The sequence below is a fragment of the Rhabdothermincola salaria genome, assembly GCF_021246445.1.
GTDB lineage: Bacteria > Actinomycetota > Acidimicrobiia > Acidimicrobiales > Acidimicrobilacustridaceae > Rhabdothermincola_A > Rhabdothermincola_A salaria.
Window position 1 is genome coordinate 94,956 of record NZ_JAJQXW010000004.1, and the last position, 12,003, is coordinate 106,958.

The window sequence follows — 12,003 nt, forward strand, 5'->3', positions numbered from 1 at the left end:
GACACCAGGACGTCACCGAGACCCGTTCGTGATATGGCCGAGCGGCTCGAGGTCCCCCGGCGCCGAGCCCGCTGAACCCCTCTTGGTACGTTAGGCACGCCCGTCGACGGTCCGGAAAGACGCCGTCAAGAGGCGAGGCACCGGCGAGTCCAGATCGGGCAGCCGACTGAGGGGCGGGGCGTGGATCACAGCGGACAGTTCGATGGGCAGCCGGCCGAGAGTTCTGGGACTGAACCGGCTGTGGCGCCAGGCCGCTCCGGGGTGAACCTCGATGCCCACCCCGGAGAACCAGAGCTTTCCGTCTCGGGAGAGGCCACGAACACACCGGCCTTCTCGGTGGACGTCGAGGGCCCCGACAAGATCTTCTACGCACTCGCGCACAACCGTGTGCCGGTCATTCGAAAGCTGGGGGTGCGCAACGACCACGCCGACGCCTCCGGCACCGTGGCGATCAAGATCACCAGCTCGTGGTCCCGGTCCGCCGAGCCGCCGGTCCTGCCCTTCCAGGTCACGATGCAGTGCCCGGGGCGTGGCGACGTCGGGATCCTCGAAGGGCTCGACATCCGGATGAACGACGCCCAGATGACGCTCATCGAAGAAGCGTGTCCCGCCACCCTCCGGCTCGAGATCCAACCGGAGCACGGGCCAAGCCAGATGATCGAGCGGCACCTCGAGATCCTCGCTCGCGACGAGTGGGCCTTCGATCCGGAGTTCCCCAGCGCGATCGCCGCGTTCGTGCAGCCGAACCACCCCACGACGAACGACGTGCTGAAGGCGGCATCGGCATTGCTGCAGCGCAACACCGGGGACGGCTCGCTCCAGGGTTACCAGGGCGGCCCGGAGCGGGCGGTAGCCATCGGCGAGGCCATCTACCTCGCCATCCAAGACTTCATCGACACCTACATCAACCCACCCGCATCATTCGAGGAGAACGGACAAAAGGTCCGGGCCCTGGATCGGGTGCTGGAAGAGCGCAACGGCACATGCATCGACCTGGCCTGCGCGTATGCCGCGTGCCTCGAACAAGCCGGTCTCCATCCGCTGATCTGGTTGGTGGACGGCCATGCGTTCGCAGGCTTCTTCGACACGGAGAGCAGCCTTCCCCAGGCGTCGCTCACAGATCCGACCACGATGCTCAACATCATCGAGGGTGGCGGGATCACCGCAGTGGAGACCACCTGCATCCCGAACAAGCAGCCGTTCGCTGAGGCAACGAAGGCCCCTTTGGGCCACTTCACCGAGCTCCGCCTCCGGGCGATGGTAGACGTCCACGCCGCTCATCGGGCCGGGATCCGGCCCCTCCCCGCCCGGGTCCGAACCGGCGACGTGATCACCGTCGTCATCGACCCGGGCCCGGGTACCGCGCCGGTCATCGAGCGACGCGATGCCGCGACCAACAGGATCCTTCCGCAGACCGTGCCGGCACGCATCGAGAGCTGGAAGAGCGCGCTGCTCGACCTCTCCATGCGCAACCCCCTGCTCAACTTCCGGCCGTCACGCGGCGGACTCGAGCTCCTGCCACCCCGCGGCAAGCTCCCGCAGATCGAGGACCACCTCCACAGCGGAGAGGGCTTCATGGTCCATCCTGCTGACCAGGTCGGCGAGCTCGCACGGGCCCGCGGCGTTCGAGAGGCAACGGCCGAGGCTGACGAGCTCCTCCAAGAAGCCTGGGACGCCCTCGGGGCGGTGCTCTCGACGACCCGAACCAAGGAGTTCGCCACCCGTCTACGGAGCCTGATCAGCAAGGCGCGTCTCCAAGAGCAGGAGACCGGCGCCAACAACCTCTACCTGACCCTCGGTTCTCTCACCTGGGAAGATCCCCGCTCGTCCGCCGGGCCGGTGCAGTCTCCGATCTTCTTGGTTCCCGTTCGGCTCGATCGGGCACGAGGCTCGGACATACCCGTCGTTCGGCTGGACGAAGGGGGCATCTCGACGCCCAACTACTGCCTGATCGAAGCACTACGCGCCCGCCACAACCTCACCGTCCCGTTCTTCTCCGAGGACATGGCCGACGACTCGGGGCTCGACATCGAGCGCGGCATGTCCAGCCTGCGAAAGGCCATCACCGACCGCGGCTTGCCGTTCCTCGTCAATGACTCCTCGGCGCTGGCCGTACTGCAGTTCAGCAAGTTCCGCCTCTGGAAGGATCTCGACGACCACTGGGCCGAGCTCATGGCCTCGCCAGTGGTCAAGCACTTCGTCGAAAACCCGAAGACGCCCTACGTCGACCCGGCCAACCCCGCCAAGGACGCCGTCGTGCTCGATGAGACCGAGGTGTTCACACCGGTCCCCGCCGACGGCGCCCAACTGCGAGCGATCACGCGTGCCGTCAACGGCGAATCCTTCGTACTGGAGGGGCCCCCGGGCACCGGCAAGTCGCAGACCATCACCAACCTCCTGGCCAACGCCCTGGCCAAGGGGCGCACGGTGCTGTTCGTGGCCGAGAAGCAGGCTGCTCTGAGCGTCGTCAAGGAACGACTCCACAGCGTGGGACTCGATCCCTACTGTCTCGACCTCCACGACAAGGGCTCCGACCCGGCGAGCATCCGCCGCCAGCTCCTGCATGCCCTCGACCACCATCCCGGTCACGATGCGGCTGCATGGGAACGAACCGAGCGGGATTTCGCGGCTGGAGCGTCGATGCTGCGCACCTACCGCGACCGCCTGCACAGCCCCAACACCAACGGCGTCTCCTACTGGGCCGCGCACGTACGGCTTGGCGAGCTGGGACCGGGACAGCAGGCACCCGTCCCTCGTCGCTTCCTCGAGGTGGACGCTGCGACCGTCACCGCCATTCGCGAGGTCCTCGCCAGTCTGCCAGCCGTGTCGGGCCCCGCCCAGCCCCGACCGGCCCACCCTTGGCATCTCGCCGACGCCACCTCCTTCGAACAGATCGACCGACCGGCTCTGACCACGGCGATCAACAATGTTCGAGCGGCTCTCGACGCACTACCCACCGTTCCGTTGAGCCTGCCGATCGCCGGAGAGGCCACCACCCTCGACGAGCTCTTGGCCACGCAGCAACTGCTGTGGCTCCACACGGTCGGTGCGCTGCCCCCCACGACGATGTGGGAACGCGTCAGCGCAGCAGGATGGCGAGATCGGGCCAACGCCCTCGTCGAGCAGGCTCGCGCCGCCGTCGCGTCGCACGGTGAAGTCGTCGGACAGGTAGGTGTCGATCTCCTGGACGTCGACTTCGGGCCGACACTCGCGGCACTCGAAGCGGCGAAGTCCTCCTTCGCGCTGGGTCGCAAGGGTCGGATCCGAGGCGCCCTGGGTGACCTCGCGACCCGCCCGCCCTTCACCGGAATGGAGCCTCCTGCCGCAGCGGAGCTCGTAGCCCGGTTCGCGGCGGCCGCTACCGCCTTGAGGAGCTGGACCGACGCGATTCGCTCGGTCGACGGCCTCGAGCTTCCCGCGGACTGGCGGGTCGAGGCGCCCGGCGCACTCGACACCGCAGCCACCTACATCGACGTGTTGGACGGCGCGGCCAGACTGCTCTCCGGAACCGGCGACTGCGCCGTCGCAGCCCGACGATTCGTGGACGCACCACCCATGCTCCCGCCGGGCATCCTCACCCATCTAGGCGCCTTCGACTCCGCGCTGCGCGACGTACAACAGAGGCTCGGCGCCACAGAGCACAGCATCGACCGTTGGCGAAATGGTGAGGGGCTCCTCGACGCGGCCCGCCGCAGTGTCGACGACTGGGCCGCCGACGCCGAGGAGAACCGGTTCATCCGGCTGCAGCGTTGGCTCGTCCTGAGCAAGGAACTCGAGCCGTTGACCGACGCCGGCCTCAACGAGTTCGTCGAGGTGCTGCTGACCGGATCCGTGAACGGGATCGATGCCGCGGACGTCTTCGAGCGTGGCTTCATGGCGACCACGCTCCTCGACTGCGCCGAGCGCTCGAACCTCGACGTCTTCGATCGCTACGAGCACGACCGGAGCATCGGCCGCTTCACCGCGTTGCTGGAGGAGCGTCAGGAACGACTTCGTACGGTGATCCCCTCGCTGTTGGCTGATGGCCGCCGGTTCAACGCGCAAGCGGGAGTCGGCGAAGTCGCCAGTCTGCGCAACGAGCTGCAGCGCAAGTCCAGCCGGGGCGGCCGTTCGGTGCGACAGCTGCTCTCCCACTACCCGGAGCTGATCCAGCAGCTCTCCCCTTGCTTCTTGATGAGCCCCGACTCGGTCGCCAAGTTCCTGACGCCTGGGAAGATCACCTTCGACATCGCCGTCTTCGACGAGGCCTCACAGATTCGGGTTGCTGAAGCCGTCGGCGCCATGGGACGCGCCCGATCCGTGGTCGTGGTGGGTGACTCCCGTCAGATGCCGCCGACCACGTTCGGAGCGGCCGGCTCAGCCGAACCCGACGACCTCTACGGCACCACGGACATCGACCCCTTGGTCCCGGAGGAAGCCGACAGCATCCTCGAGGAAGCGATCGACTCCGGACTCGACCAGGAGTGGCTGTCATGGCACTACCGGAGCCAGGACGAAGCGCTCATCAAGTTCAGCAACGACCGCTATTACGAAAGCAAGCTCGCATCGTTCCCTACGCCGGCGCCGAATCGAGGCGGCCGGGGTCTCGACTACCGGCGAGTGGCCGGCCAGTTCGACCATGGCGGGAAGCGCAACAACCCGGTCGAGGCGAAGGCCATCGTCGAAGAGATCCGCCGACGCGCCCACGATCCGGTCGAGTCCACGTGGTCCATCGGCGTGGTCACCCTCAACCGGGAACAACAGCTGGAGATCGAGACGCAGCTCGATGCCTTGGGCGACCCCAGGGTGAACCAGCTACGCGAGACGGGCGAGGACGAAGAGCGGCTCTTCGTCCTCAACTTGGAGAACGTCCAAGGGCGCGAGCGTGACGTCATCCTCTTCTCCACGGCGTTCTCCCGCCGGGCCGACGGCACCGCCATGCCACTCAACTTCGGGCCGCTCAACCGGGTCGGTGGGGAGCGTCGCCTGAACGTGGCCGTCACACGAGCACGGCGACAGGTGGTCGTGTTCTCCTCATTCGACCCGGAGGACATCGACGAGAACCGCACCACATCGGTCGGTTTGCGACACCTGCGGGAGTACCTGCAACTGGCGCGTGATTTCTCCGGCCAAGGCCATGCCGCGACGGACGTCGACACCGAGCCGACGGACCGACACCGCCGAGAGATCACCGAGGCCCTGCGCGAGCGAGGGCTGCGCGTCACCGCCGATCTGGGTCTGTCGAGCTTCAAAGTCGACCTTGCGCTCTCCTTGCCCGAGGTCGGCGACAAGTGGCTCGTCGGGGTGCTTCTCGACGGCCCGGACTGGGCAGACCGTCCCACGGTCATCGACCGCGATGCTCTCCCCGTCTCCGTGTTGGGCGGCATGCTCGGCTGGCCGAGGATCGCTCGTGTGTGGCTGCCTTCGTGGCGCTCGGAGCCCGACCAGGTCATCGCGGATCTGGTCGAAGCCACCCGGACCGCGATGCACACACCGGAGCCTGACCATGCCGCACTGGCGCCTGAAACGACGAACGCCACGACAACGGGCTTCTCCGCAGAGGAACCGGGGGTGCCATCCGAGCCGGTGGTCGTGACAGCACCCCCGCCTGATCGGACGGAGAGCGTGCAGTCAGCGGCGGCGCCAGTGCCCGGGGCGCCCGACGACCCGGGGGCCTACGACGACGAGGAGCTCTTCGAACCCTGGCCCCTCGAGCCGATCCTCGGAAGCCCCGAGGACCTCGACCTCCAGACGCCGGCAGTCCGTGCTGCGGCCATGGATGCGATCTCGTTCGAGGGCCCCATCGAGGTCGAGCGTCTGCTGAAGTCTGTCGCCAATCGATTCGGGCTGGCGCGGGTCAGGGCCTCACGGCTGGCGGCGCTCCGCAGCGCCATCCCTCCGGAGCTCATCGAGACGTCCTCCTTCGGTGAGTGGGCCTGGCCCTCGGCCGACAGGGGCCGGGGGTGGAAGGCGTTCCGCACCTCGGACTCACTGATCCGTCCCATCGACGAGATCGCCCCTGCCGAGATCCTCAACGCCGCCTCGGCCGTCCTCGCCCACGCCTTCTCGGCGGAACGCGAGGAGTTGGTCCGAGAGCTCGCCGGGCTGTTCGGCGCCAAGCGGGTGACCGCAAAGATCGCCGAACGGGTCGGATCGATCATCGACTGGGGACTCGCCGAGGGCCGCCTGGCCGAGGACGACGGTCGGCTGCGGCCGGGCCCGAGCTGACGGAATGACATGAGCCTGTCGCTCTTCGGCGACGGCGCCTACCTTTGCCGCCTGCGCGACCCAGCTGGAGTTCTCGGGTGGCGAGGGTCTCCCTCGACGCTGGGAGCGACAGGTAGCCCTCGGGCCCTTGCGACCGGTCAGGCCCCGGGGCCCCGGGGCCCGAACTGAGCAGCGGCCTTCGGAACATGCGGGTCAGTGTCACATCCAGCCCTTATGTTCTGGATGAACAATGAAGAGGGGATCGAGTGGTGGACGATTCAGAGGAAACCTGGGATCTGAGTGAACTCAGCCCCTACGACCGGCAGGCTTGGCAGGGGATCCAGCGGTGGCAGGACGCTCCGAGTCGTCGAAGCCTCGTACCGGAGAAGGCTCGTCGGAAGGCCGGACAGATCGGTCAGGGTGTCGCGGAAGCCTGGAAGGAGATCCCCGGAAGCGCTCACATCGATGAGGTGGTGCAAATGGCACTGACCGGGGGGAACGAAGCCTTGACCGATGCGGTGGCTGCGTCGCTGAGGCGCGATCGGATCATCCATGCAGCGAATAGCGCCGGCTGCCCGGTCGAGGAAATCGCCGACCTGCGAAGCCTGGACCTCCAGTCCGTCGACACGATCTGTCCGAGCTTGAACATCCGGTATGCGGCCGCGTCGGCGGTCACCGGTGCGGGTTCGGGGTTCGTCGCTGGCGGAGGGACCGCCGCCATCATGGGCACCGGAGGGGTCGCCGCGGCACCCGGCGGGCTGGCCGTCGGCGGAGCACTCGCCGCTGACGTCGTCGCGACGATCGCCCTGGCAGCACGAGTGGTTACCCACTACGCCGGCTACTACGGCTACGACGCTCGCGAGGAAGAAGAGAAGGCCGTGATCCTCGCTGTCATCGGGGTCGGCGTCGTAGGGGAGGGAGCAGCCAAGCAGACCGCGATGCTCCACGTTCGACAGATAGCGATGATGGTTGCCCGACGAGCGGCGTGGAGGGAGCTTGGTGAAGAAGTGATCGTCAAGCTGATCCAAGGCTTGTTCGCGAAGCTCAGCGTGACGTTGACCAAGAGGAAGCTTGCGCAGGCACTGCCGGTCGCCGGGATAGCAATCGGCGCTGGCTTCAACTACGCGCTCATGCGGAAGGTTGGCACCGCCGCATCTTTCGCCTACCGCGAGCGCTTCCTCATCGAGAAGTACGGGCTCGACTCCGGCGGGCCCACCCCGGACCTCGCTGACGTGATCGACATCGAGGACTTCGAGGACATGCCTGCGATAGAGGACCACACGGACGAATCAGACATGAACTGAGACCCGTGAACGGGTCCACCTGTTCTGCGAGTCCATGACCTTCAACTCCCAGCGCCGTGAGACCCGAGCGGCCACCGTACCGCTGCTCGCCTTGCACCCCGATTGTTCGTTGCCAGCCACACCGCGTCGCGACCGGACGCAGTTACTCGAGCACGTCCGACACCACTACTGATGGTGCACCGGATGGATCGGCGCATGAACATCGATCCGAAGCACGCCGCCGATCACCGAGAAATTCTTCCCCGTAGGGGAACGGCGCCGAGGGCGTTGACAACAAGGCGGACGGTGGCGCACTCCTGGAAAGGCAGCCCGTCGACACCCGGTCGTCGGCCCCCGAGGAGAGTCATCGTGAGCACCGCAACCACCAACTTCACCACGTCGAACTCCGCCCCTGCGCCTTCCGGCCGACCGGAGCCCACACCGGTGGAGGTGTTTCGGGCGATCCACCTCGACTTCGAAGGCACCGCCACCGAGGAGCCCTCACTGCTCGGCATTGCTTGCGAGGGTGAGTGGCACGCCGTCGTGCTCGAACCGGCACTGCGCACCCTCGCCGGGTGCGGCGTGCTGGGCCAACACGTCAGTGCCGCCGACCTCCCCAAGGTGTTGGCCGCCGTTCGCCGTCGGGCCGAGACCGAGGACCGGCGGCTGTTCGCCTGGTCCACTCGGGAGCTCGATGCCATAACTGCTGCGCTCGAGGACCCTGACGAGATTGCCTGGTGGACCGAGCACCTCGAGAACGCCATCCCCTTCGCCCGGCGTTGGGCTCGACGACATGGCGTGGAGCTCCCTCGGGTCCGCCTCCCCAGGGGACACCGCCATACCCGCAACCACCTCGGGCGCTACCTCGCCGCAGTCGGCTACGACGTGCCCGGCGGCGCAGGGCCCGGCCACACCGCCGCCCGCATCCGCACCCTCCGAGATCAGCTGGCCCGTCGGGGCGACTGGTCCGGTCTGACTGCCACCGCCAAAGGCAAGTGGACCAAGCTCTGCGCCCACAACCGAAGCGACTGCCTGGGCATGGCGGCCGTCCTCGGGCAGGTCGCCACGGACCTTGAGGGCGAGGGGCGATGACATCCACCGGAGAGATCGCGCCGCCCGAGAGGACCTGGGCCTCCGCCGCGGCACGACGGGACTGGGAGGCGCGCACAGCGCCGCCTGCGACTCCCTCCCCCACGCCGCTCGCACCCGCGCCACGAACCCGCCCAGGTGGTCGGACGGCAGCTGCTCGTCGTCGAGTGGAGGGCGCGTCACTGGAGTTGTTCGACGAGCCCCCACCGACAGAGGTCGAGTCGTTCGAACGACGATGGGCCGATGAAGTGGACTTTGCGACCGTGCGTCGATCCAACCGCGGCTGGACCGTCGTCCACCTCTACGGACCGAACGCCCCGATGGGACCGCTCACCGCCTCCGATAGCCACCACCACGACTTCACCACCGCCCTCGAGGCCGCCGAGCGCCGCAACCAGTGGCGTGACGAACGCAGAGCCGCCGACGCGGCTCGCCGCCAGCGGAAGCCCTGGCGACGACCCTCCTCCTCCCTTGATGAGTTATCGATCAGCAAAGCCGCCCCGACCGAGTCGCCCACGCCTCCACTTCGGGGCGCATCCAAATCTTCCCTGCGCTGAGCTCAGCAACCGGGTTAGGAAAGCCTGGGTCCTCGTGGACGATCTGGTGCACGCGTTGTCGGGAGATGCCGAGCATCTCGGCGATCTCCGCCACACCAACTAGATCGAGGTCCACCCCTCGATTCTGCTGTTGACGTGTGACACTGCACCGGTATGCTTGACGACCGTCAAGCACCACACTCGAAGTGGCCCCGGCGCAGCGGCAACTGCCCGGGGCCTGGCCGGCACCTGTTTGGAGGTACCGACATGGCCGATGGTAGGTCTGCGCGCTCACCTGGGGGGCTGGTCGATGAGCTCGCCGTGGTGCTCACCGAACTCACCGAATTGGAGGTGTTGTCGAGCCAGAGCCTTCCGAGGGTGACCGAACTGGTCGGTCGGTTCGGCCGGTTCCTCGAGGCGGGTGTGGGTCGAGCGTCACTGCGGGAGGTCGTGGCCGAAGACGCACGGCTGTTCGTGGTGGCGGACGCGGCGTCGGGCCCGGTCGGGGTGTCAACGATGCATCTGCGCCGGTCGGCGCTGCGGTTGGTGTTTCGCACGGCACGCCGAGTTGGGTTCGCTGATGGGGATCCAACCGTGGATCTGGTCTTGCCTCCCAAGTCAGGGGTGCGGACCCGGCCGTTGCACGACGAGGAGGTGGCACTCGCCCGCAGCGGCGCGTTGCACACGTTGACGAGCACCCGCCTGGCTGCGGCCTGGGCGTTGGCGGAAGCGACGGCGCGCACCGCCGAGATCCCGAGGCTGACGGTCGGCGATGTGGATCTCGAGACGGGGCGGGTGTGGATCCACGGTGGCGGCCGAACCGTGCCCCGCTGGGGATCCCTCTCTTCGTGGGGAGCGACCCAGCTCGAACGACACCTGCGGACCCTCACGGCGGGCTCCGAGCAGCTGATCATCTATCGGGGCTGCGGATCGGATCAGAGTCGTCAGGCGTCGGCGTGTGTGGTCATCGGCGACGTGCTCGCCCGGGCGGGGCTCGGAGCCGAGCCCGACGTGCGGCCGCTGTCGGTCGTGGCCTGGGCAGGCCGTCAGGTCCTCGATGAGACCGGGCGGATCGAGGAGGTGGCCCGGCGGCTGGGGATGCGCAGCCTCGACCGGGCGGCTCAGCTGATCGGGTTCGATTGGCAGCAGTCCTAGCCCATGGCATCTGGTCGGCCCGTCGGCGCGCTCGAGAAGGTGGAGGCGCTGTTCGCCAACCCCGCGCTCTACGAGTTGGCGGAGTTGGTGCCCGAACCGGACCGCTCCTGCGGTGGGCGCCCGCGTCACTACCCGAAGTTCATGGTCCTCGCCTTCGACGCGTTGTTGTCGGTGTTCGGCTCCGCCCGCCAGGTCGAAGCCGAACTGGCCCACCCTCTGGTGTGGGGTCTGATCCGCGACACCGCCGCCCGACACCGCCCCGAGGAGAGGCTTCCGGACCGGCCGATGCGCAAGCACCACCACCGGTACCTGCGCGACCGGTACCTCACCGACCCCGCCATCTTCGCGTCGCTCGCGGATCGTCACCGCCAACTGGCCATCGACCAGGCCCGCTCGCTGGGGCTGCTCGACCCGCACGGTGGCGGCTCCTACACCCACCCCGAGCCGTCGCGGATGCTCTATGCCGACGGCAAGGTGATCACCCCGCTGTTCAAGGCCCAGGGCGACGAACCCAAGCTCGACAAGGCCACCGGTGAGTTGCGCATCCCGCGCCACGAATCCGACGGGCACCTGCACTTCCAAGGCGACGGAGAGACCGCGTTCGGGGTCAAGTTCGTGCTCGTCGCCGTGCGCAGCCCGCATCACCGCGGTCGCATCATCGTGGATGCCGAATGGGTGCCCACCGCCGGCGGTGAAGCCGCCACCGCCATGGACTGCTTCACCCGCCTGGCTCCGCTCGCCCCCGGAGCCCAAGGGGTCATCTACGACACCGCCCTGCGCGGCACCCACCACCAGCGCCTCATGCGCGACCTCGGTCTTCTGCCCGTCAATCGGGTCACCGCCGCCAAAGCCGGCGCCAAGCGGCCGCGCCGCAAGGACGGCCAGCGCGAGAAGAAGAGCGTGCACCTCGAGGACAAGACCATCACTGCCCCCGACGGCACCCGCCATCACCTGCGCCTCTACGCCCGCGGCGGCGACCTCGGCATCGGAGACCTCACCGACACCGGCGACATCACCTTCACCGAACTGCGCCGGATGCGCACCCACCGCAACGCCGACAAGAACGGCCGCTACCGCTGGTACAACGACTACCGGCTCCCCGACCGTCACGGCGGCGGCACCCTCACCGTGCGCCTTCACGGCAACGACCAGGATCGGGCCCGCAAGCTGAACCGCACCGAGAACCTGCGACCCATTCCCCCTGGGGATCCGGACTTCGCGCGGCTCTACCCGCGTCGCAACGACGCCGAGTCCATCAACCGCGACCTCGACGACACCCTCTATCTGCGACGAGCCCACAGCCTCGGTGCGGCCCGCCAGCACCTCAACCTGCTCGGCTACGCCCTCGTCATCAACGCCATCGCCGTCCACCGCTACACGCGGCGACGAGCCCCCGACGCCCGAGCGGCCTGAACCGCTAGCTCGTCGAGCGCATCGCACCGAGAGAGGCGACGCAGCGCGCCTCGATCCGCCCCACAGCCCCGATTCGCGCTCCCAACGGCGGCCGAGGCCGACCGAACCTCACTGGCAGCCCCACTACGCTGACCCCCGATCGGCGAGCAGTGGGTTTCGCGCCACCTTTTCGCCATCCCCCGCCCTCGTAGCTCAGTCGGATAGAGCGACCGCCTCCTAAGCGGTAGGCCACAGGTTCGATTCCTGTCGGGGGCGCTCGAAGCACCACCGCCGGCCTCTGGTCATCGCCACGGACCGGTGCGAGGCTCGCGACGGTTCGGTCCTCGACACCTCGGAGGTGA

5 protein-coding genes and 1 tRNA gene are annotated in these 12,003 nt (G+C 67.9%); all 6 read left to right on the forward strand.

Annotated elements, in window-relative coordinates; all coding sequences use genetic code 11:
* Positions 1-261: 261 nt before the first annotated feature.
* The 6 genes from proA to LUW87_RS15715 all read left to right on the forward strand — a co-directional run bounded on the left by proA (position 262) and on the right by LUW87_RS15715 (position 11,917).
* Entirely contained in the window at positions 262-6,207 is a 5,946-nt protein-coding gene (gene proA, locus LUW87_RS15690) for an anti-phage protein ProA (RefSeq protein ID WP_232672148.1), read from the forward strand.
* 248 nt (positions 6,208-6,455) lie between these two features.
* Positions 6,456-7,490, forward strand: coding sequence for an EcsC family protein (locus LUW87_RS19365; RefSeq protein WP_232672149.1), 1,035 nt, complete (start codon positions 6,456-6,458; stop codon positions 7,488-7,490).
* Between the two features lie 348 nt (positions 7,491-7,838).
* Complete coding sequence (locus LUW87_RS15700; RefSeq protein ID WP_232672150.1) at positions 7,839-8,561, forward strand: hypothetical protein; 723 nt, start codon at positions 7,839-7,841, stop codon at positions 8,559-8,561.
* 1,127 nt (positions 8,562-9,688) lie between these two features.
* The gene (locus LUW87_RS15705; RefSeq protein ID WP_232672151.1) at positions 9,689-10,249 is read left to right on the forward strand and encodes a site-specific integrase; all 561 of its coding nucleotides are present in this window, start codon (positions 9,689-9,691) and stop codon (positions 10,247-10,249) included.
* A gap of 3 nt (positions 10,250-10,252) precedes the next feature.
* Positions 10,253-11,662, forward strand: coding sequence for a hypothetical protein (locus LUW87_RS15710; RefSeq protein ID WP_232672152.1), 1,410 nt, complete (start codon positions 10,253-10,255; stop codon positions 11,660-11,662).
* Between the two features lie 181 nt (positions 11,663-11,843).
* Positions 11,844-11,917, forward strand: a tRNA-Arg gene (locus LUW87_RS15715).
* Positions 11,918-12,003: the final 86 nt, after the last annotated feature.

Bases quoted from the DNA above. Each gene is read 5' to 3' on its own strand.
- LUW87_RS15710 (WP_232672152.1), top strand. From the start codon at position 10,253: ATGGCATCTGGTCGGCCCGTCGGCGCGCTCGAGAAGGTGGAGGCGCTG.